The organism is bacterium, assembly GCA_030018315.1.
In the GTDB taxonomy this organism is placed as follows: Bacteria; Hydrothermota; UBA3073; order JACQXS01; family JAGMCI01; genus JASEGA01.
The window spans coordinates 21,965-43,877 of sequence record JASEGA010000017.1 but is presented as its reverse complement, the minus strand read 5'-3'; the positions used below and the strand labels follow the sequence as shown (position 1 = coordinate 43,877).

General features: G+C 36.8%; 21 protein-coding genes and 1 other RNA gene. 7 read left to right on the top strand and 15 right to left on the bottom strand.

Features of this window, described 5'->3' with window-relative positions:
• Positions 1–121: 121 nt before the first annotated feature.
• From QMD71_06730 to QMD71_06705, 6 genes are all read left to right on the top strand, one after another.
• Positions 122–1,339, top strand: a complete 1,218-nt coding sequence (locus tag QMD71_06730; GenBank protein ID MDI6840522.1) for a PLP-dependent aminotransferase family protein — start codon at positions 122–124, stop codon at positions 1,337–1,339.
• Positions 1,336–2,784 carry a radical SAM/SPASM domain-containing protein gene (locus tag QMD71_06725; protein ID MDI6840521.1) on the top strand — a complete coding sequence of 483 codons (1,449 nt, stop codon included), beginning with the start codon at positions 1,336–1,338 and terminating at the stop codon, positions 2,782–2,784. Before QMD71_06730 ends, QMD71_06725 begins: the two co-directional genes overlap by 4 nt.
• On the top strand, positions 2,762–3,589 hold the full coding sequence (locus QMD71_06720) for a sugar phosphate isomerase/epimerase (protein MDI6840520.1): 828 nt from the start codon (positions 2,762–2,764) through the stop codon (positions 3,587–3,589). Before QMD71_06725 ends, QMD71_06720 begins: the two co-directional genes overlap by 23 nt.
• Before the next feature lie 82 nt (positions 3,590–3,671).
• Positions 3,672–4,019: a transfer-messenger RNA gene (ssrA, locus tag QMD71_06715) on the top strand.
• A gap of 89 nt (positions 4,020–4,108) precedes the next feature.
• Positions 4,109–4,774, top strand: coding sequence for a YggS family pyridoxal phosphate-dependent enzyme (locus QMD71_06710; protein ID MDI6840519.1), 666 nt, complete (start codon positions 4,109–4,111; stop codon positions 4,772–4,774).
• Positions 4,775–4,795: 21 nt separating this feature from the next.
• Positions 4,796–5,236: a hypothetical protein gene (locus QMD71_06705; GenBank protein ID MDI6840518.1), complete on the top strand. Its 441-nt coding sequence runs from the start codon at positions 4,796–4,798 to the stop codon at positions 5,234–5,236.
• A 42-nt stretch (positions 5,237–5,278) separates the two neighbouring features.
• On the opposite strand, the gene QMD71_06700 is transcribed toward QMD71_06705, so the two are convergent.
• The 14 genes from QMD71_06700 to QMD71_06635 all read right to left on the bottom strand — a co-directional run bounded on the left by QMD71_06700 (position 5,279) and on the right by QMD71_06635 (position 18,990).
• The gene (locus tag QMD71_06700) at positions 5,279–6,238 is read right to left on the bottom strand and encodes an FAD:protein FMN transferase (protein ID MDI6840517.1); all 960 of its coding nucleotides are present in this window, start codon (positions 6,236–6,238) and stop codon (positions 5,279–5,281) included.
• A complete protein-coding gene (locus QMD71_06695) occupies positions 6,238–7,116 on the bottom strand; it encodes an isoaspartyl peptidase/L-asparaginase family protein (protein ID MDI6840516.1) in 879 nt (292 codons plus the stop codon). The genes QMD71_06700 and QMD71_06695 overlap by 1 nt, the downstream gene beginning before the upstream one ends.
• 59 nt (positions 7,117–7,175) lie before the next feature.
• Entirely contained in the window at positions 7,176–8,201 is a 1,026-nt protein-coding gene (locus QMD71_06690; GenBank protein MDI6840515.1) for a zinc-dependent dehydrogenase, read from the bottom strand.
• Positions 8,202–8,253: 52 nt separating this feature from the next.
• Positions 8,254–9,045, bottom strand: a complete 792-nt coding sequence (lsrF, locus tag QMD71_06685; protein ID MDI6840514.1) for a 3-hydroxy-5-phosphonooxypentane-2,4-dione thiolase — start codon at positions 9,043–9,045, stop codon at positions 8,254–8,256.
• A 27-nt stretch (positions 9,046–9,072) separates the two neighbouring features.
• Positions 9,073–9,270 carry a DUF6485 family protein gene (locus tag QMD71_06680; GenBank protein ID MDI6840513.1) on the bottom strand — a complete coding sequence of 66 codons (198 nt, stop codon included), beginning with the start codon at positions 9,268–9,270 and terminating at the stop codon, positions 9,073–9,075.
• 47 nt (positions 9,271–9,317) lie between these two features.
• A complete protein-coding gene (locus QMD71_06675; GenBank protein ID MDI6840512.1) occupies positions 9,318–10,181 on the bottom strand; it encodes a tyrosine recombinase in 864 nt (287 codons plus the stop codon).
• 16 nt (positions 10,182–10,197) lie between these two features.
• Entirely contained in the window at positions 10,198–11,244 is a 1,047-nt protein-coding gene (locus QMD71_06670; protein ID MDI6840511.1) for a polyprenyl synthetase family protein, read from the bottom strand.
• Positions 11,245–11,442: 198 nt separating this feature from the next.
• A complete protein-coding gene (gene ppdK / locus QMD71_06665) occupies positions 11,443–14,118 on the bottom strand; it encodes a pyruvate, phosphate dikinase (GenBank protein ID MDI6840510.1) in 2,676 nt (891 codons plus the stop codon).
• Positions 14,115–14,552, bottom strand: coding sequence for a 50S ribosomal protein L17 (gene rplQ, locus QMD71_06660; protein ID MDI6840509.1), 438 nt, complete (start codon positions 14,550–14,552; stop codon positions 14,115–14,117). The genes ppdK and rplQ overlap by 4 nt, the downstream gene beginning before the upstream one ends.
• On the bottom strand, positions 14,549–15,526 hold the full coding sequence (locus QMD71_06655) for a DNA-directed RNA polymerase subunit alpha (protein MDI6840508.1): 978 nt from the start codon (positions 15,524–15,526) through the stop codon (positions 14,549–14,551). Before QMD71_06655 ends, rplQ begins: the two co-directional genes overlap by 4 nt.
• Positions 15,527–15,546: 20 nt before the next feature.
• On the bottom strand, positions 15,547–16,704 hold the full coding sequence (rnhB, locus tag QMD71_06650; protein ID MDI6840507.1) for a ribonuclease HII: 1,158 nt from the start codon (positions 16,702–16,704) through the stop codon (positions 15,547–15,549).
• Positions 16,705–16,728: 24 nt separating this feature from the next.
• Positions 16,729–16,941 carry a T9SS type A sorting domain-containing protein gene (locus QMD71_06645; protein ID MDI6840506.1) on the bottom strand — a complete coding sequence of 71 codons (213 nt, stop codon included), beginning with the start codon at positions 16,939–16,941 and terminating at the stop codon, positions 16,729–16,731.
• Positions 16,905–18,170, bottom strand: coding sequence for a hypothetical protein (locus QMD71_06640; GenBank protein MDI6840505.1), 1,266 nt, complete (start codon positions 18,168–18,170; stop codon positions 16,905–16,907). Before QMD71_06640 ends, QMD71_06645 begins: the two co-directional genes overlap by 37 nt.
• 79 nt (positions 18,171–18,249) lie before the next feature.
• Positions 18,250–18,990: an MBL fold metallo-hydrolase gene (locus QMD71_06635; GenBank protein MDI6840504.1), complete on the bottom strand. Its 741-nt coding sequence runs from the start codon at positions 18,988–18,990 to the stop codon at positions 18,250–18,252.
• A 99-nt stretch (positions 18,991–19,089) separates the two neighbouring features.
• Between QMD71_06635 and QMD71_06630 the strand changes: the two genes are divergently transcribed.
• Positions 19,090–20,139, top strand: coding sequence for an L-threonylcarbamoyladenylate synthase (locus QMD71_06630; protein ID MDI6840503.1), 1,050 nt, complete (start codon positions 19,090–19,092; stop codon positions 20,137–20,139).
• Between the two features lie 395 nt (positions 20,140–20,534).
• On the opposite strand, the gene QMD71_06625 is transcribed toward QMD71_06630, so the two are convergent.
• A complete protein-coding gene (locus QMD71_06625; protein MDI6840502.1) occupies positions 20,535–21,839 on the bottom strand; it encodes a FlgD immunoglobulin-like domain containing protein in 1,305 nt (434 codons plus the stop codon).
• Positions 21,840–21,913: the final 74 nt, after the last annotated feature.

Below are 21,913 nucleotides of genomic sequence, written 5' to 3'. Positions count from 1 at the left end.
AAAATTTTAACATTTTGATGTAATAAAAATTTAACATCTTGACGAATTAATAACATAAAATAAAAAATTACTTGCAAAATTTTAAAATTTAGAATAAAGTTTTCTATGAGAAGGAGGGAAAATGTTTAAGTTTTTTGAAGACAGACTCTCTGTAAGGGCTATGACAATGAAGCGTTCTACAATAAGGGAATTACTAAAACTCGTTACAAGACCTGATATAATATATTTTGCTGGTGGAATGCCAGACCCATCACTGTTTCCCATTGATATTGTTGAAGATGCTACTAAAACTGTATTAGAAAAAGAAGGTAAAAAAATACTCCAATATGGACCTACTGAGGGACACCAAGGGCTGAAAGAAGAAATAATTAAGCGGTTAAAAAGAAAAGAAAATATAGAAGTCAACGAAGATGAAATACTTATAATTACTGCTTCACAACAGGGGTTAGACCTTGTGTCCAAAATATTTGTAGATCCCGGAGACATTGTAATAGTAGGAATGCCAACTTACCTTGGTGGGCTCCAGGCATTTAATTGTTATGGGGCAAGATTCATAGGAATACCGGTGGATATTGATGGAATAGTAGTTGACATAATTCCAGAAAAGTTAAAGAAACTGGGAAGGACACAACGGTTGGTTAAATTTATTTATGTTGTTCCCGATTTCCAGAATCCTGATGGGTCAGTAATGACACTTGAAAAAAGGAAACAATTAATTGAAGTGGCGGAAAAATACGACTTCTTAATCTTAGAAGATACCCCATATAGAGAATTAAGATTTTATAGGGAGTCAATCCCTTCCTTATTTGCACTTGCTCCAAAGGGTAGAGTCATAACACTTTTCACATTTAGTAAGATTCTCTGCCCTGGGATAAGACTTGGATATATACTTGGAGACTGGAGAACCATAAACCAACTTGTTGTTGCTAAACAGGGAACAGACCTATGTACTTCACCATTTACTCAGGCAATTGTTCATGAAATACTTAGAAGAGATGTACTCGACGAGCATATCAAAAAGCTTGTTGTTAAGTATAGAGAAAAGAGGGAATGCATGCTTAATACTCTTAATAAATATATGCCAAGTCTTCAAAATCTTAAATGGACAAGGCCGGATGGCGGGCTTTTCTTGTGGGTAATACTACCACGATACATGGATGCAGAGGCACTCTTGCCTAAGGCAATTGAGAAGAATGTGGCTTATGTGGCAGGTACTTCTTTTTATTACGATGGCTCCGGAAAGAACACTATGAGGCTAAATTTTTCATACCCAACACTTGAATTGATAGATAAAGGCATACAAAGGCTTGGTGAGCTTATAAAGGAGGAAGTAAAGTGACCTTTGTTAAATCTTTACCATTGAATTTGTTTACAAAAGTTAGTGGTACAGCTATTCATATCCCAACCATAAGAAAGTTTTTACTGCATCAGGTAGAGCAAAGAATATACAGAGACTTAATTGTTGCAAATCCAGATAACCGTCCAATAAGGGTTCAGGATGATAAATATATGATGGGTAAGGCTCTTCTTTCATCTGTGGCAAAAGCGTTTGAAAGAGGACATATATCAAGAAAGGCGGCACAAGGGTTACTCTCCGTTTTTTTAGGAAATGTGTTTTTGGGCGGTTTTTATAAGAGACGCAACTTCATCCGCCGCCATGGGTTTAAACCACCAATGTTTATCACTATATCTCCTACTGGAGCTTGTAATTTAAAATGTATCGGCTGTTATGCGGCAGCATCTGAAAATTTAGGTAAACTCCAATTTTCTGTGTTTGACCAAGTAATTACAGATGCAAAATCTGCGTGGGGGATAAATTTTTTTGTCATATCAGGGGGTGAGCCGTTAATTTATAGGAGTGAAGGTAAGAGCTTCCTTGATATTGCTGAACACCATTCGGACTGCTTTTTCCTTATGTATACAAATGCGATACTTATTGATAAACCTATGGCACATAGGCTTGCAGATTTAGGAAACATTACACCAGCTATTTCAGTTGAAGGTTTGAAAAAAGAAACAGACGAAAGACGTGGCAATGGAGTATTTAAAAAGGTTGTGTCTGCTATGAAAAACTTACGAGAAGAAGGAATCCCGTTTGGTATATCTATAACTGTTACAAACAAGAATGCGGATTTAATTGTATCTAAAGAGTTTTTAGATTTTTATTTTAAAGAACAAGGTGCAATATATGGATGGGTATTTCACTATATGCCAATTGGGAGAGGTTTTAACTTAGAGCTATTGCCTACCGCTGAGCAAAGAGTAGATTTGATGCATAAGGAATGGAAATTAGTACGGGATAGACAAATATTTCTTGTTGACTTCTGGAATTCTGGAACCTCATCTGATGGTTGTATATGTGCAGCAAGAGGGGGTGGATATTTTTATATTGATTGGGATGGAAATGTGATGCCGTGCGTTTTTATACCGTATTCAGTCCATAATATGGTAGATGTATATAAAAATGGTGGTAACCTTGATACAGTGATAAACTCAAAATTATTTAAATCAATAAGAAAATGGCAAGCAAAATATGGATACGAGCAGCCACCTGATAAGGTAAATAACCTCTTTTGTCCATGTCCTATAAGAGACCATTACGGTGAGTTATATGAAATTCTTAAATCAACCAACGCTCACCCTGTAAATGAAGAGGCACAACTTGCAATTGAAGATGTAGGTTATAGAACTGGGCTTATTAAATATGGAGAAGAAGTCAAAAAGCTAACTAATAAGTATTGGGAAAAGGAGTATTTAGCAGGTGAAAAAAATATTTCCGAATGATCCTGTGGAAAAAAGAATAGGTTATCAGGCACTGTTTGATTTTGAAGATGCATTTGAGGCTATTGAATTTGGTATAAAATATGGATTTACATGTGTTGAATTAAACCAAACAAATCCATCTTTTTTCCCAGAAAATTACTCTGCTATCCAAAGAAAAAGGATTAGAGATTATGAATTTCCAATATTGCTTCACGCACCTGAAGGTTTATCTTTGTTTAACCTACATAAGAAAGCATTAAATGGGACTCTTAAGAGACTCTGTGAAATTATAAACTTTGGTACCGATATTAACGCTAAAACAGTTACCTTACATCTTGGTTCAACTTTCCTAATCAGTGTGGACGGTAAAATGATTTATATCCATGAAATTATACCCCAACAATACGAGACTACCCTAAAGTATGCTCTTATAGAACTTGCAGAATATTCGAAAGATAGAGTGCCAGTATGTATTGAAAATACAGCAGGATTTAGATATGAGATCTCGCATAAGGTTTTGGAAGAACTGCTTGACACACAAAATTTATGGCTGACATGGGATATTGCTCATACAAATAGAATAGAGGATAAAGGCAAGGTGTTAGAAGAAAAATTTTTCCTGAAGTATCTTAATAAAGTAAAAGAGGTCCATTTACATGATAATCATGGTGGTTGGGATGAGCATGGTATCCCGGGGACAGGAACAGTTGACTTTAACCACTATTTTGAAATACTAAAGGAAGTAAATCCTTATTTCATTATAGAAGTGCGTCCAAAAGAAAGAGCTATTAAATCACTTGAAGCTATAAAGAAATTACTTTTCTAAATTATATATAATATAGCTTTTTCTCTCTGTAATTACAATTTAAGTCTTGACATTTTACAAATTTGAAATATATTTATATTATGGGGGCGAAAGGGTTCGACAGGGGTAAACCAATAAAGGTTGCATACCGAGTAGCTTGGGGCTCGTTAAAACCAAGTAAGTCATATTTGGCGAATCTTTCGCTGCAAGAGCTGCATAATTGTGGCTCCATCCTCTAAACTTTGCCCTTAGGGTTTAGAAGGGTGCCGATATAAGGGATAGTCTTCTTTCTGTTTGGCTTTTGGGAAAGAGGACGAGAATTACAAGAGCCTGGTTCTTCAAAATCCTGCCTTGTGGAGTTTGGGGGATGAGATTAAAAACAAGGATAAGCATGTAGATACCTTTACTGAGTTACCTTTGGACGCGGGTTCAACTCCCGCCGCCTCCATAAAATATTGGTAATAATTGTGGGGACACAGCGTGCCGTGTCCCTACTCTAATCTACAATCTATAGGTTCATATCAATATCCGGAGTCCACAATGATTGGTGAAAATATAGAGAGGATTAGAGAAAAAATTGATAAAGCGGCAAAAAGAGCAGGGAGAAACCCAGCTTCAGTTGTAATTGTGTGTGCCTCTAAAGGGGTTACACCTGAAAGAATAGAAGAGGCAATTGAGTGCGGAATCAGGATAATTGGTGAAAATGTAGTTCAAGATGCACTTAAAAAGTATTATGCTGTCAAATCCAATGCTGAGTGGCATATGATTGGTCATTTACAAACAAATAAGATAAATAAAGCACTTGATATTTTCGCAATGATTCAATCACTTGATACTTTACATTTAGCAGAAGAGATTAACAAAAGAGCTTGCAAACCTATACCAGTGTTAATTGAAGTAAATACTTCAGGTGAGTCTACAAAATATGGATTTAATCCCGACCAAGTAATCACTTCTATAAGAAAAATATCTAACCTCCCAAACATAGTAATTCAGGGACTCATGACGATTGGGCCATTAAATCAAGACCCGAGACCAAGTTTTAAACTTTTAAGGGCACTTAAAGATAAAATAGAAGATGAGAATATCCCAAAAGTCTCTATGCAATGGCTATCAATGGGAATGACTGACGATTATGAGATTGCAATTGAAGAGGGCTCAAATATGGTACGAATTGGAAGAGGAATATTTGGTGAAAGAAAGTAGTCGCAGGTAGTAAGAGAATCTATGAAACACTTGTGGATAGGAATATTAGCATTCATTGGTGGTCTTTTGGTAACCAGTTTGATTATGATTTATGGGTTCTTTCGTAAAGGGGTTGAACTAAAAGTTGTATTCCCGGACAAAATATCGGTTGAACTTAAAGGAGAGCTTGCACAGGTTAGGTTTCCAAAAGAATTTGATGGTCGTATTACAGTTGATATGCCTACTAAGTTTAATGCTGACATTAACACAAGTGTGCCAGCTAAATTTGTGTTAGATGGAAATATAAGCACTAATTTGCCACAAGAATTTGCAGTAGAGCTAAAAAATTTCAGTGCTTTCACTTTCCAATGTCCATTCTGTAAAGATGGTAAAATGGTTCCTGTTAAACTAAATCTAAATGTTATTAAAGGAGATGGCAAAATTAAGTGGAAATGCTCTCATTGCGGGAAAGTGTTAGAATAAAAGAATAAAGAAAGGGTATAAGTAGTGCAATACCTTTTACGGCTACTTTGATATAAATGAGGAGATTGATTTGGATTCTATAAACTTTAAGTCGGGTGTTATTATAATACCTGGAATTTGTAATGAGTCTAAAAGAACAATTCCTTTATTGGGTTCAAGTACAAAAACTCCAGTTGCAGTTGCATCTGCAAACCATGCGTTTTCAGAAATTATGGTCACTGAAGCACACTGGGTAGCAGGCCATCCAGTGTGCGGATTTAATATATGATGATATCTTATTCCATCAAGTATAAAGTACTTTTCATAGTCCCCAGATGTAGCTACAGCCTGATTTTTTAGCTTTAATACTTTTATAATACCGGAACCTCTCGGATTTTTAACCCCTACCCTCCATATCCTATCTCCAAATACCTTTACATCGCCACCTGCGTTTACAATGCCCGCTTTTATGCCCATTGATTTTAAGGTCTTAACTGCACAATCCACTGCGTAACCTTTTGCAATACCAGAAAGGTCAAGTTTCATCTCCATATTCATAAATTTTATCTTTCTATCTTTATAGTCAATTGTAACTTCTTTATAGTTTACTAAAGGCAACCTCTTTTCTATCTCCTCCTTATTCGGTATTTTCTTGACCTTGAAATCGCCCCATAATTCCACTAACGGTCTAATTGTTATATCAAAAGCACCATGAGTTAGCTCTCCTATTTGTATACCATCTTTTATAATTTCAAGCACCTCTGGTGAGACAGTAATATTTTCGCCTTGATTTATTCTTGCAATATCTCCGGAGCCCTCAAAGCTTGCAAGACTATCTATTTTACGCATAACATTAAAAGCTGCATTTATTGCCTTTTTGGGCCGTAGTCTTGCTACTACTTTTATATCACAGACTGTATCCATCATAAATCTTGTCTCTTTGAATTCTCTTTTCCTGCCAAGAGCAAATCCCAGAATTCCAATAACAATCAATATTCCTATAAACCAAGTTTTTTTATTCATCAAAAATGCTTTGATTCTCCATTTTTAATATAAGTCCAAATCATTTCATCTGTGTTAAATCCGAATCCTACCCCTCCTCTTTTATCTATCCCAATTAGTCCACATTCACAACCGTGCTTTCCGGCAATCTTTAATGCTAAATTTATTGCCTTTTGAGCATTCATTGATTTCATTGCATCACATGTTGTTTTTGCAAGACATAGCTTAATAATACATTCACCATGGCCTGTACATGAGACTGCCCCCCATTCGCATGCGTAAGTACCTGCCCCTATTAGGGGGGTATCTCCTACCCTGCCCGGAAGACGCATAAACGTCCCTCCTGTGCTTGTAGCTGATGCAAGTTTCCCTTCTTTATCAATTGCACAGGCTCCAACAGTTCCGAACTTTTGTATAAATTTTCTTATCTTTGAGAGATAGTGCGGTGTTTTACCTTCTTTCAACTCTTTGAGTCCTTTTTGGAGCATCTTTTTTCTTCTTGCGGTCACAGGATTATACGGTGGAAAGCCTGTAAGCCTTGCAAACCGCGTAGCTCCATCTCCCACCAACATAACATGGTCTGTCTCTTCCATCACTTTCCTTGCAACGAGTATTGGATTCTTCACTTTCTTTATACAAGCAACTGCTCCACATGCCATATCATCCATCATAATAGCGGCGTCAAGTTCTGCCTCTCCTTCAATATTTAAAACGGCACCTGTTCCGGCATTAAAAAATGGATTATCTTCAAGTTCAACTATCACACGCTCAACTGCATCAATGGCTGTTCCTCCATTTTTAAGAATTCCATAGCCAAGTTTACAAATTTCAATAATCGCTTTCCTCCTTTTTACCATATTCTCTATTTTACCTGCCCCACCATGAACAATAACTACCATCTTGGTTTAAACGGTTAAATAGTTTCTCTCTATTATTTAACCAGTCACCATTTAACCAATTACTTCTGTGGTTTAATAATTACTTTTATAGATTCATTAGCTTTAGCGACAAGTTTAAAGCCAAGTCCTGCCTCTGCCAAACTTAACCTATGTGTTATCATTTCTTGCACGCATACTTTATGGGTTGAAATTAATTCTATTGCAGTGGTAATATCCTGAGAGCTAGCAGCATATGTAGATATTAATTTTATCTGGTCTCTCCAAAACTCCCAACCAGGTATGCTGAGATTGACGCCCGGTTCTGGCGGTGCAAACAGCAAGATTGTACCGCCACGGTCTGCACATTTCAATGCTTGAGCAAAGGCAGAAATGGCACCTGCACAAACAATAACAACATCGACGAGTCTATTTTCATTAACATTATACACTCGCATCGGTACATCATCTTTAGCATTTACTACAGCATCTGCTCCAAATTTTTTTGCCACCTTAAGTCGATATTCATTTATATCTGTAACAATCACTCGCTTTGCTCCCAATTCGTGAGCTAATTGTATATGGAGTAATCCAGAAATACCACTCCCTATAACAAGTATAGTGTCTCCCTGTTTAACTTTTGCTATTCTTTGACCACGCACAACACATCCCAATGGCTCTATAAATGTGCCTTCTTCAAAAGACATCCCATCAGGTAAAAGATACACACCGTAGTCCACATTTATTTTTGGCACCCGTATATATTCAGCAAAGCCACCGGGGTCAAAATTTGTTGACCGTAAAGTATCACATACAGTATGATAACCCTTCAAACAGTAATGGCATTTGTTACAAGGAACATGATGTGAGACAAAGACTCTATCACCAACTTTGTAATTCTTCACATCTCTTCCAATTTTAACAACCTCTCCTGCAATTTCATGCCCAAGTACCAATGGTGCCTTTTTGACACGATACCACTCCATCACATCACTACCACAGATTCCACTTGCTGTTACTTTTACCAATAACTCATCTGGGCCAATTTTTGGGACTGGCATCTCCTCTAATCTTACATCCTTATTGTTGTAATACATTGCTACACGCATAGTAACACAGATAAACACTGATATGAACACGGATATACACTAATCTCATAGGCTACTTTTTACCACTTTTAATGTTATTGAACAAGTCAAAAGCTTTGTCAGCAGATGCATTTTTATGGACAATCTCACGCACTGCCCTTATCATTGCTACAGGGTAATCGGATTGGAATATATTTCTTCCCATATCTACACCAATAGCTCCTTTTTGAACAGCGTTAAATGCAAGTTGTAAAGCATCGCGCTCTGGTAGTTTCTTACCACCCGCAATAACTATAGGAACAGGACAGCTCTCCACAACCTTTTCAAATTCTTCACAATAGTATGTTTTCACCATATGTGCACCGAGCTCAGCAGCAATGCGACAAGCTAAACTAAGATAGCGAGCATCTCGTGTCATCTCTTTACCTACGGCTGTGACTGCCAGAACTGGGATCCCATATTCTTCAGCTTCATTAATCAAGTTAGCAAGAGATAACAAAGTCTCTTTCTCATGTGGCGACCCTACAAAAATAGAAAGTGCCACTCCAGCTACATTAAGACGGATAGCCTCTTTTATAGAAGTAGTAATACCCTCGTTTGACAAATCGTCATCAAGAATACTTGTCCCACCAGACACTCTGAGAACAATTGGAATATCAGCATTAGCATCTACTGATGTCCGTAGTACTCCACGCGTAAGCATCAATGAATCAGCGTAAGGAAATAGTGGTGCAATTGTTTTACTTGGTACTTCTAATCCACTTGTTGGGCCAAGGAAATAGCCATGGTCTACTGCTAACATAACAGTTCGACCAGTATCTGGCTTAATTATTCGTGCTATACGATTCTTTAATCCCCAATCCATTTTAACAATGCCTCCTTTCTTTATTTTTTACTTGCTATAGGCTTCAATAAATCTTCTAATAGAACGGTCATAAGTGCGTTCTACTTCGGGTGGAAATAGACAACCCGGTAGCTGTCTTTTATTCCAGTGATAACTAATACATTCACAGCATATGCCTTTTTTATCGCACGGTTCATAAGTACAGGAGCATCTCCTTTTATTATATTCTACATTGCATTCTTTCATGTTTCCTCCTACATGATTTAGTTTTAAACTGTACATTTTAACTTTTATTATGCTCGTGGATGAGCTTGTTTGTAGACTTCCTTTAATCTCTCCGGGGTTATATGAGTATAGATTTGAGTAGATGAAATAGAAGAGTGCCCCAGCAACTCCTGCACTGTTCGTAAATCGCACCCTCTATCAAGAAGGTGGGTAGCAAATGTGTGCCGTAAGGTGTGTGGGCTTGTACGGGTGAGTTCTGCTACTTTCCTTATATACTTGTTTACAATACGTTGTAAACTACGCTGAGATAGGCGGTTCCTATTTTTGTTCAAAAATAGAGGCTCTTGAACTCTAATAGATTGAGATGTTAATCTTCGTTCATCTAAATATCTTTGTAAAGACTCTCTTGCTTTTCTTGTTAATGGTATTATTCGCTCACGTTCTCGTTTTCCAAATATTTTTACAGTCTCATTTATAAAGTTGATGTCTCCTATATTAAGTTTAATTAGTTCAGATGCTCTCATCCCTGTCCCATAGAGTAGCTCAAGAATAGCGGAATCTCTGTTAGAAAGTCCTGTAAGTTTCATAAGTTTTTCTGCAGCTTCAAAAGTCAAAAATGATGGAATCTTGCGTTCAAGTTTTGGAGCATGTAGATCCACACATGGGTTTTGCCCTATAATTCCTCTTTTTACAAGAAATTTAAAAAATGAGCGTATGGCAGAGAGTTTTCTTGAAATCGACCTCTTATCATAACTATAGCGTGCAAGACTTGCAAGAAAATCCCTAATATCTCTCTTTCCTATATGTTCTGCTGTTTTTTGCTTCAGGAAGTCTGCTAATTCCTCAATATCTACCCTGTAACTCCTTATGGTGTGAGGAGATGCTCCTTCAAGTTTTAGGCTCTCAATAAACTTTTCTAATAATTCCTGCATCTATAAAATATATAGTTTAAAGTTCCCTTTTAATTATAAAATCTGAGAATTGATTTAAGAAGTTTTTGGTTTTAGAATTAAGATTATTTTGGTTCAAAATAGCTTTTGCTTGATTTACTAATTCTTGTGCTTTATTCTGTGAATAGGCTAATGAGCCGGTTTTAATTAGTATATTTTTTACACGCTGTAACTCACTTTTCGTCAACTTTTTATTACCGCATACCATTTTCAGAAAGTTTTTGTCTTCTTTTTTAGCATACTTAAATGCATAAATCAACAACAGTGTCTTTTTGCCTTGTTTAATATCTGAATCTACTGGCTTACCAATTATGTTTTTATCTCCAAATGTTCCAAGTATATCATCAATTATTTGGAAAGCTTCACCTAAGAGTTTACCATACTTTCTCAGTGTCTCAATTTGGACATCAGTACCATTCCCTAAAATAGCACCCATAATAAGTGGTGCTTGTGTAGTATAACTTGCAGTTTTCAGGTCTATCATTTTAAAGAAGTCTTTTTCACATACTTCATTTTGGTGTTCAAGGATAACATCGTATAATTCACCATGGAAACAGCGAATTTCGGCGTTAGTAAATTCTTTTAATGCTCTCAATTTAAGGTCTTCTCTAAAATTTGCTTCCATAATAACCTTGCTACTAAGACTACCGAGCATATCACCAGCAATTATTGCAGAAGATACACCGAAGCGCGGATCCCTTTTCCAACCACCACTCATCTTATGAAATGATGGACCACCTCGTCTCATTGCATCTTGGTCTATTATGTCATCGTGAATTAAAAGGTAAGTTTCAAGAAATTCCATACAAATAGATGTATGTGTAATCTCGGGTAAATTTTTACCACCTACAGCTTCATATCCTTTGACAAACAGAATTGGTCGTATACGCTTACCGCCACGGAGACAGAAATTTGTTATAAAATCTATAATTTTGACATTGGATGAATCAATCAAACTCGCCCTCTCCCTTTCTTTTTCAAGGTACTCTTTAATCACACTATCTATCTGATTTTTATATTCTATAAGTTCTTTTTGAAACTCCATAATTATTAAGAGATGAAATTTTGATTACAATAAATTTCATCTTTTTGGTCATTCAGAAAGATTAAAATCTTTGTCGCTTAGCTTTCTTAGATATACTCAATACTTCTTGGATTATAGTTTTTGATTTGGTGAGTGTTAGGGAAACTTTCTATCTTAGACATGGTTTTAGATATATTACTTAAAGAGATGCTGAACTTTTTATTCCGCATCTTCTCCCCCTTTATTTTTTTCTCTCAATACTGCTTGTGCAGCTGCGAGTCGTGCTATAGGAACACGATAAGGGGAACAGCTAACATAATCCATACCTACACGATGACAAAATTCTACTGAATGCGGCTCACCTCCGTGCTCTCCACATATTCCTATTTCTAAGTCTGGCTTTGTAGAACGTCCTCGTTCTATCCCTATACGCACAAGAACACCTACTCCATCTTCATCTATGCGTTGAAATGGGTCGTATTTTAATATGCCTTTTTTAATATAATCTGGAAGGATTTTACCTACATCATCTCTTGAAAAACCAAAAGTTGTCTGAGTTAAGTCATTTGTCCCATATGAGAAGAAATCGGCAGATTTTGCTATTTGGTCTGCAGTTAATGCGGCTCTCGGTATTTCTATCATTGTTCCAACAAGGTATTTGAATTTTACACCGTATTTTTCCATAACTTCATGTGCTACTCTATCTACTATCTCTTTTTGATTTTCAAACTCCTTCGCTTCTGATAAGACAGGAATCATAATTTCAGGTATAGCTTCTATACCTTGGTTTTTAACTTCATATACTGCCTCAAATATGGCACGTGCTTGCATTTCAGTAATCTCAGGATAAGATACACCAAGCCTACACCCACGATGTCCAAGCATTGGATTGAGCTCTGAAAGGCTCGCAATTTTCTCTTTGAGTTTGGCTTCAGACACTTTCATTTCATTAGCAAGTTCTTTAATTTGTTCAGCTTTGTGCGGCAAAAATTCATGAAGTGGTGGGTCAAGTGTCCTTATTATCACTGGTAAGCCATCCATCTCTTTAAATATACCTTTGAAGTCATCACATTGCATTGGGAGAAGTTTAGATAGTGCTCGTTTTCTCTGCTCAGTATTATCAGCGAGTATCATCTCTCTCATAGCTTTAATTCTGTCTTTTCCAAAAAACATATGCTCAGTCCTGCATAGTCCTATCCCTTCAGCACCAAATTCGCGTGCTACCTTTGCATCCTCAGGTGTATCAGCGTTTGCCCTTACTCCTAATTTTCTCACCTCATCCGCATAGCTAAGTAATTTACCAAATTCTCCTTTCAGAGAGGCACGTACTTTTGGGACATCACCTTTAATCACTCTTCCAGTACCACCATCTATTGTAATAACATCGCCTTTCTTAATGACTTCATGACCTGTTTTAAACTCTTCAAGTTGATAGTCTATTGATATAGACTCACACCCTACTATACACGGCTTCCCCATCCCTCTGGCAACAACTGCTGCATGGGATGTCATTCCACCGCGCTGTGTTAGTATACCTTCACAACTTGCCATCCCTGCTATATCTTCAGGTGAAGTCTCAAATCTTACAAGAATAGAAGGTTCATTCCTCTCCTTCGCCTTAACTGCATCTTCTGGACTAAAGACTATCCTGCCTGATGCAGCTCCCGGAGAAGCCGGTAGTCCCTGGGCAAGGACATTAAGTTTTGCATTTGGATCTATCATCGGGTGGAGAAGAAAATCTATATCAGATGGGTTAACTCTCTGCACTGCCTCTTCTTTAGTAATTAACCCTTCCTCAACCATATCCACTGCTACCTTAACTGCAGAGAGTGGAGTGCGCTTGCCCCTCCTTGTCTGTAGCATCCATAGTTTGCCTTGTTCTATTGTAAATTCAATATCCTGGATATCACGATAATGGCGTTCAAGCTTTTCCCTTATATTAAGAAGTTCAGAATAAACTTTTGGCATTTCTTCTTCTAATGAAGGTAGCTCACTATCTCCTTTTTGCAAGACATTTATTGGGTGAGGTGTCCTTATTCCAGCAACTACATCCTCACCTTGTGCGTTTCTAAGCCATTCACCATAAAATACATTCTCACCTGTAGCTGGATTACGAGTAAACGCCACGCCTGTCCCCGATGTCTCTCCCATATTACCGTAAACCATTGTTTGAACATTTACTGCAGTTCCCCAATCACCGGGAATCCCGTGTATCTTCCTGTATTCAATAGCTCTTTTGTTGTTCCAGGATTCAAAAACTGACCCAATAGCTCCCCAAAGTTGCTCTAAAGGATTAGAAGGAAAATCATGATGAGTATATTTTTTAATGAGATTTTTATACTGGATGATAAGTGCATTCCAATCCTCCGAGGTAAGTTCTGTATCTTGTGAAACTTTTTTTTCTCTCTTCTTAGCGCTAAGCAATTTTTCAAATTCTTCGTGAGGAACTCCCAAAACCACACTCCCATACATCTGAATTAATCTTCGCTCACAATCGTAGGCAAACTTTGTGTTTTTTGTCTGAGATATAAGTCCACATGCAGTTCTGTCATTTAATCCAATATTAAGAACAGTATCCATCATTCCTGGCATTGAGACTTTTGCCCCTGAGCGGACTGAAAATAGTAGAGGATTCTCTGGGTCACCAAATTTTCTACCTATTACTTCTTCAACTTTAGAGATGTTGTTGCTTACTTCTTCTTTAAGTCCATCCGGATAGGTCTTATTATGCTCATAATAGTATCTACACACATCTGTACATATAGTAAACCCAGGTGGCACAGGTAGACCAAGTCGGGTCATTTCATGTAAATCTGCCCCCTTACCACCAAGTAAATCTCTGAACTCTGCACTTCCATCAGCTTTACCATCACCAAAGAAATAGACGTACTTCATTCTACACCTCTTAATTCTTTTTCTTCACGTTCTTTACGTCTCTCTTCAAGCTCTTCTTGCTTCTTTTTGCGTTCTCCTTCAAATCCTATTAGTTCAAGTAATGACATCTTTGCACCATCACCTTTCCTTGGACCAAGACGGATAATCCTTGTATAACCTCCTTTTCGGTCAGCAAATCTTGGTGCAATGTCGTTAAATAGTTTTTGTACAATTTTCTTATCTTGTAAATGTGCAAATACTTCCCTTCTTGCAGACGTACTTCCTATTTTAGCAAAAGTTATCAGCCGTGAAATTAATCTGCTTGCCTCCTTTGCCTTAGAAAGAGTAGTTACAATTCCGTAATGGGTAAAGATTGAGCGAACAAGATTTGAGAGTAAGGCACGCCGAGCATCTCTCGGTCTACCAAGTTTACGAACTTTTTTATTATGCCTCATTTTTCTCTCTTATTACCTTTTAATAAACTCATACCAAATGAAAGACCATATTTTTTCAGTAAATCGACTAACTCGGCAAGTGATTTTCTTCCAAAATTTGGATACTCAAGCATTTCGGCTTCCGTTTTTTTAACCAAGTCGCCAAGAGTTTCAATCTTAGCATTTTTTAGGCAATTAGAAGCCCTAACAGAAAGTTCAAGGTCTGATATTTTTATTGCCAATATCTTGCGGAACTCTTTCTCCTTTTCGTCTATCTCTTTAATCCTTTCAATCTTCTCTTCTCTTCTCAAATTTTCAAATAGGTTAATATGCTCTTTTAAAATTAAAGCGCTTAAACCAACTGCATACTCAGGCGAAATCCCGCCATCTGTCCAAACTTCGAGAGTCAGAGTATCGTAGTCTGTTCGCTTCTCTATACGAGTATTTCCTACTTTATAATTTACCTTTGTTACAGGTGAATAAAATGCATCAATAAATATTGTGCCAATTGGGGCATCATCTTTTTTTAAGAACTCGGAAGGAACATATCCTCTACCAGAAGTCACTGTGAGCTCTATATTGAAAGGCTTTATATCATCTGTTACAGTTAGTATAAGTTGGTCTGGATTTATTATCTTACAGGTGTTGTCTATCTTAATATTAGAAGCTTTTACGATTCCTTTTTTCTTAATAGAAAGAAGAAATTTCTTTTCAAGTTTATTTAATAGTTTTATCCTTACACGTTTTAAATTAAGAATAATTTCCGGAACATCTTCATAAACTCCAGGAATTGTAGAAAATTCATGCAATACTCCATCAATTTTTACTGCTGAGATAGCAGACCCTTGGATTGACGATAAAAGGACTCTCCTCAATGCATTTCCAATAGTAATACCAAACCCTCTCTCAAGTGGCGATAAGAAGAATTTACCATAATTATTAGCCCGTTCCAAGATTTCTATTTTCTCTGGCATCTTTAAAGGCAAAAGTTTCATAAATCTACCTCCTTTAGATTTTAAATATAGTTAAATTTTAGCTTTCTGTCAACAAATTTCTTCCTTTTAGATTTTGATTTCTTGCTTACTTTTGATGAGATGGAAAATCTATAAATCTCTCTCGGCCCCAATGCTACTGCAAGTTGGTCAAGTTCAGTATTACGCTCAAGGAAAACAATCCTATCAGGATTTATAAGTTTTACCTTTTGTATCTTTAATTTCAAAGCATCCATTCCATTTACATAACCTGTTGTATCAATTACGAGGAAATTAATAGAGGCTGGAATTTTGTGTAGCATATATTTAATTCCAGTAAGAATTTTTTCACTATGCCCAGCAGGTGAAAGTGTACCTACAGGATAAACAATGGTTGGTGGTATATGGCTTAAATCTCTTATTTTCTTGTAGGCTATACCAAACCCTAAACTCCCAGGTGCTCCTATGTGAGATTGGCCAATATCTAAATCCATAACCCCTACCTTATACCCTCTATTTAAGCCCAGGTTTACAAGCTTTTTACAAAACTCAGTCTTGCCCGTATCCCGTGCCCCTATAACTATAATCTTGCCAGTTGTAACAAGAATTTCTGCACAAGTCAGCCACTTCCTTCTAACTATTCCGGGTGTCTTATACCATTCTTGGACAAATTTTCTGGTTTTGGGGTCTGCCGGGTAGCCTGACCCAAAATCACCATATTTTTTATGTAATTCATCAATTTCCCAGTCTCTTGCTACTTTTGCTAAAATACTTGCAGCACTAACTATAGGATAAGTTGAATCAGCGTGTGGCTCTCCAATTATCTCAACCTCTGAGTCATGGATAAGTTGTTTTATCTTATTGCAATATTTTTTAATTCCTTTAGTATTGGCAGGAACATCAAGGATAACTTTTCTAACTCGAGCCCACTGAATTAAAGTTGACATAGCTTTTATTTCAACCTCATTTAAGTTTTCCCTGTCTATCTCATTGGGAGGAATCTTTATTATCCGGAACTCTTGGATAATGGATTTAATAATTGGAACAAGTTTTTCTCTCTGCTCACGAGTGAGAGTTTTGGAGTCCCTCACTCCTGCTTCTTTTAATCTACTCGCCTCTTCTTCAGCACAAACAACTCCACAAACTACAAGCGGACCCACTACAGGGCCTCTACCAGCTTCGTCAATACCTAAGATAACCAAGACTTTAGAACTAAGGTTGCAAATCTATCTTAATACCAGAAGTTTCTTCACAACATAAGTATCGTTGAACTTAAGTTTTAAGAAGTAAATACCTTGAGATATATCTCTTGTATCCCAAATGATTTTCCTCTCACCTGTATCAAAGAAATCGGAGATGAGCATCTTTATTTTCTTTCCTCCGAGATTATAGACATTGAGCTCTACCCTTCCAGACTCGGAATTAAATAGGATATACACACTTCAGAGGAGGCGGGGTTAGGATATAGGGCCAAAAATGGGGCGGAGTATGTAGATATTAAATTGGATTCTTCAATACCTTCAAATGAAGTAGAATAATAAATATCACCGCCTCTCTCCCATAACACCCACATCCTTCCAGAAGCGTCTCCAATTATCTCCGGATGAGAATCCTCAACGGTGTCAGAAGTAATAGGCTGAAGTTCTGCCCATCCTACCCCTGTCCAATAAGTTACCCATATATCATTAGAAGAATTCACGGTGAGCCATACTCGACCTGTTATATCTACTGTAATGGAAGAAAAGTTTGCCCCCTGAATTACAGATGGAATAATAGACCAGAAGCCAGCGGTATCTCTATATGCTGTATAAACCGCACCACTATCTACAAAGCTCACCCAAATATTTCCATAAGGATCACTTGTAATATCGCATTCCTCTCCATCGTGACTCCACTCTGGGACAAAACTGCCACTTTGCAGATTGGAGCAACCTACATAAACAGCGTGAAAAAAAGAGGAATCCGGATAATAAAATCTTCCCCAATCTTCAAAACCCACCCATATTAAAGACCCAGTGCTTGCTAAAGATGCTTTACCAAAAGTTTCCCAATTTCCTGAAACATAATCACTCCATCCCTGAGCAATACAGCAAGGTATAGACCATGTATCTCCATCAAATGAGGTAAGATAAAGAGAAGTAAAATTAGTCATGTTCTGGTACCCTCCAATTTCAAAAGCAAGGACAAGTTTATTGGTAGCTTTGTTAAATTCAAGTGGAACCCGCCCTTCACCATAATCGTTTATCCCTAAAGGAGTACTCCAGTTAGACCCATTATAATAGCTTGTCCACACTCCAAATTCTTGTTTGACAGCTTCCCTATAAGGTGCCCAAGAAAGCCAGATATTATTTAGATAATCTTTTGCTATCCCAGGCTTAACTCGTTCAAACCAATACTCATTAATCCCAAATGCGGGGCTCATTTGTACAGGAGTAACCCAAGATTCTCCATTGAAGTAAGTCACAACAGGAGCAATAGAACCAAAATATTCTCCATCATAAAATGTATACCATGCTGTCCAGATATGATTTGAATTATCCAAAGTAAGTGTAACTCCAAAGTCGTTGGTTGGACTCACTGCTACAGGCTCAGGTAGTGTCCAGTCTCCTAAAGAGAGTTTAGTATATACAATACTAAGAACTGCTATCAAACATATATTTTTGAACATTTTTCCTCCTGGTATAAAATTAACTTTTATGCCACATATATTTAATTCGCAACACTCTCAATCTATACAATGAGCAGCGTCACACTTTCACTCTCATAAGGTCTTGAGCTATAGCAACCTTCCCACTAAATTCTGCCCGAATAGGTGAAAGCAAGTCATATGGTTCGCATATTGGATAAAGATGTGTAAGAATAAGCTGTTTTGCCCCTGCTTCCTTTGCTATCCTACCTGCAAGTCCAGGATAAAGATGACCGGGAGTGGAGACTGGAAAGGAGCACTCAAGGATAAGGAGGTCTGAACCACGTGCAAGCTCAACAAGAGTAGCAGAGTATTCAGTATCTCCAGAGTATACTATTACCCTCTTCCTTCGGTCTGTAACTCTATAACCTATGGATTCAGGTGTATGTGGAAGGCTTACTGTGCTTATTTTCCAGTTAGAAGTAGAAAATTTATTCTCATCAATTAATTTTACATTATAATGTAAGGACTGAATCTGCTCCCCATAAAGGTTGAGCAATTTTTGATAAAATCTTTTAATTCCCTTGGGACCTATAATATATAAATCTTTTTCTCTTAAATTTTCAGTGTATTTAGACGCAAAAAGGAACGGAGCAAGGTCAGCAATATGGTCTACATGAAAATGAGTGTATAGGAGATACCCGATATCTTTGTAAGTAAAGCCAGCTTCAAATAGTTTTCTAAGGCTCCCCGGTCCTGTGTCAAACAATAAATTATCTTTTCCTACTCGTATTAATATACAAGGTGAGCTCCTTTGGTTTGATGGGACACCACACCCTGTACCTATAAAAACTACTTCCATAATTTTATAATGTAAGTCAATTTCTTCTATTTGTCAAATAAAAAAGCATTCACAAAAATTGACAAATTTGAAAAATGTGGTACAATTAGTAACGACAAAATGAATAAAAATACTAAGTTAATAGAAAGCGCAATACAAGTCCTTAAACATGATGGTATAATTGGATTTCCTACAGATACTGTATATGGAATTGGCTGTGATGCATATAATCAAATTGCAATAGATAGAATATATAAACTAAAGCAAAGGTCGTTAGATAAACCGCTTATCCTTTTTATTAGCGACAAATCTAAACTTAAAAAATATGTACCTAAAGTTACAATAACTGCAACAAGACTTGTGGAAAAATTCTGGCCCGGTGGGCTAACTATTATTTTTAATGCAAAAAGAAATGTACCTATCCCTACATCTGATTATACGGTAGGAATAAGAATACCGGACAATGAATTTGTACTCAATCTTTTACGCCAATATAACAAACCACTTGCAACTACAAGTGCAAACATTGAAGGTACAACACCCCCAACAGACCACTTAGAAATGAATATTGAGCCAGATTTTGTTATTCAAGGAAGATGTAAGTGGGGACTTCCTTCTACAATCATTGATGTAAGTAGGGGTTTGATTAATCAAACCCCTACACTATTAAGAAAAGGGAAGGTTGGAATACTTGAACTTGAATCTGTTACAAAACGATATATTAAATTAGGGAAAGGAGTTAATTTTTGTGTACTCTTTGTCTGCTCAGCAAATAGATGCAGGTCTCCAATGGCTATGGGAATTCTTAAAAAACTACTTCCATCAGTAGAAGTTGACGCCTGTGGTATTCATGGAACTTATGGAGAACTACCTACTGAGTCAACAATTCAAGTGATGAAAGAAATAGAGGTTGACATTAGCTCTTACTACTCAAAACCAATCTCTCAATCACTTATAAATTGGGCTGACCTTATCCTAACTGCGGACGAGGCACAAAAAGACGAAGTTATTAGCTTATTTCCTGAAGCAAAATTTAAGACCCGTGTTATTGCACCCGGTGGAATTAAAGACCCCATAGGGGGAACCATAGAAACTTATTTAGAAACACGGGAGCAACTTATTAAATCAATAACTGCTTGGGTAGAAAAATTAAAGAAAAGAATAGAATAAAGCTATATTTATAGTATAGCTGGCTTTATAAATTTTTCTACTCTGAAATCAGAAAAAAGAATTGACTTTTTGATGGAATTGTTATAATATAAAAGAGGACTTCAAGGAACGATGCGTAGTGAAAAGTATTAATGTAAGCTTATGAAATATAAGAACTTAGAAAGAATTGACACCATTTAACTTGCACTGTCGTCTCTATTACAACCAATTTGAGGGTATTCTTTCTCTCCATATTTATGGTTTTGCCTCTCTCCTTGACTCCTATATTTTTTCTATCAACCACAATATTTTATTTCTTCATTTTAATTTTAGCTCTAAATTCCGGAGAGAAAAAATCAGACTTGACACCATTATTCTCCTGTGACACCATTATTCTCCTTAACATACTTCACCTCCTATTTCATTTTTAACATTTTACCAAAATCTTCTATAAAACTTTTATCCACTGAATAAAATTGATAAAAGTAAATCCCACTGGAAACTTTTCCCCCTTCTTCATTAGTACCATTCCAACAAAAAGTTCCACCTCCTTTTTCCTTCAGTTCTACAGTCCTTACCAATTTACCTGCGACATTATAGATTTTCAAAAAGTAAAAAGGTTTAACTCGGGAAGGGAACGTATATCTAATTATTGTTTTTCCCTCAAATGGATTTGGGTAGTTTTGATAAAAACACGTCTCAGAGGAAGAAAATTCTCTCTCTTTCACCCCGGAAGTAAATCTAAAAATGCGAAAACCGCCGTTTCCTGTCCCTCCCGCATTGCCATCCGCCAAATATATATACTTATTGTTTTTATAAACAGCACACGAAACACCAAGTGTAGATGCACTGTCAACAACAAGTGGGTTTTGACAATCAGAGATATCTACAATTTTTAATCCTTTGTTCATAGCAGCTATATACACATAAGGATTTTCGACAAAAATACTTGACCCAGAAAGTAGCGGTAAACTTTGTACAAACGTTAGATCGAAAGGATTGGAAATATTTACTATATGAAACCCATTGTGAGTAACTATATAAGCATAATTATTCTCTACATGAATATCGTCCATCACAATAAAACCATCTAGAGTATCTGTGACTTGTGGTGCTGAGGGATTAGTTACCTCTACTGCATATAGTGGGGTCGGTCCCCAAGCCTGAGTCCCAATATACACATAATTCTCCTTCCCATAAATGGTGCTGAATTGTCTATCTTCTATTATCAAACTACCCACAACAGAAGGAGCGGATGGAGTGGAAATGTCTAATATTTCTAATATTCCATTGTTAGTATAAGGGGGAACAACAAGATACCCTACTATATAGGCGTAAATACTATCCACATAAATATCTCTGGTAGTCCAAATAACGGCTTGAGAAAGAATAAGCACGGGATTTGTAGGATGTGAAATATCTACAATTTGTAAATCACCATTGGCAATATAAGCATAGTTTTGCTTGATGAAAAGATTCCAGTCAACTCCAATTGTGCTGGATAAAGGTAAATTTCCTACAATAATAGGGTGTGTGGGGTCTGAAATATCTATAATTTTTAGTGCTGAATCGCCAAGACAATAAGCGTAATCACCTACTACCACATCTTGATAATCACCCACAATTGACCCCAATTCTTCAAGGTCTCCCCAGCTAATAGACACAGGTAATCCTAAAGTAGAAACTATTATTAAAAAGATTCTTTGCACAATCCTATTCAATTGTAATTTTATAAATTTTTTTGCTTCCTTGTCCGCGCACCACAAAGGTAAATGGTGTCAGGTCTGAATAAAAA

Bases quoted from the DNA above. Each gene is read 5' to 3' on its own strand.
- QMD71_06630 (MDI6840503.1), top strand. From the start codon at position 19,090: ATGAATAAAAATACTAAGTTAATAGAAAGCGCAATACAAGTCCTTAAA.
- QMD71_06655 (MDI6840508.1), bottom strand. From the start codon at position 15,526: ATGAAACTTTTGCCTTTAAAGATGCCAGAGAAAATAGAAATCTTGGAA.
- QMD71_06675 (MDI6840512.1), bottom strand. From the start codon at position 10,181: ATGCAGGAATTATTAGAAAAGTTTATTGAGAGCCTAAAACTTGAAGGA.
- QMD71_06680 (MDI6840513.1), bottom strand. From the start codon at position 9,270: ATGAAAGAATGCAATGTAGAATATAATAAAAGGAGATGCTCCTGTACT.
- QMD71_06690 (MDI6840515.1), bottom strand. From the start codon at position 8,201: ATGCGTGTAGCAATGTATTACAACAATAAGGATGTAAGATTAGAGGAG.
- lsrF (MDI6840514.1), bottom strand. From the start codon at position 9,045: ATGGATTGGGGATTAAAGAATCGTATAGCACGAATAATTAAGCCAGAT.
- QMD71_06695 (MDI6840516.1), bottom strand. From the start codon at position 7,116: ATGGTAGTTATTGTTCATGGTGGGGCAGGTAAAATAGAGAATATGGTA.
- rplQ (MDI6840509.1), bottom strand. From the start codon at position 14,552: ATGAGGCATAATAAAAAAGTTCGTAAACTTGGTAGACCGAGAGATGCT.
- QMD71_06710 (MDI6840519.1), top strand. From the start codon at position 4,109: ATGATTGGTGAAAATATAGAGAGGATTAGAGAAAAAATTGATAAAGCG.
- QMD71_06705 (MDI6840518.1), top strand. From the start codon at position 4,796: ATGAAACACTTGTGGATAGGAATATTAGCATTCATTGGTGGTCTTTTG.
- ppdK (MDI6840510.1), bottom strand. From the start codon at position 14,118: ATGAAGTACGTCTATTTCTTTGGTGATGGTAAAGCTGATGGAAGTGCA.
- QMD71_06635 (MDI6840504.1), bottom strand. From the start codon at position 18,990: ATGGAAGTAGTTTTTATAGGTACAGGGTGTGGTGTCCCATCAAACCAA.
- QMD71_06730 (MDI6840522.1), top strand. From the start codon at position 122: ATGTTTAAGTTTTTTGAAGACAGACTCTCTGTAAGGGCTATGACAATG.
- QMD71_06640 (MDI6840505.1), bottom strand. From the start codon at position 18,170: ATGTTCAAAAATATATGTTTGATAGCAGTTCTTAGTATTGTATATACT.
- QMD71_06700 (MDI6840517.1), bottom strand. From the start codon at position 6,238: ATGAATAAAAAAACTTGGTTTATAGGAATATTGATTGTTATTGGAATT.
- QMD71_06670 (MDI6840511.1), bottom strand. From the start codon at position 11,244: ATGGAGTTTCAAAAAGAACTTATAGAATATAAAAATCAGATAGATAGT.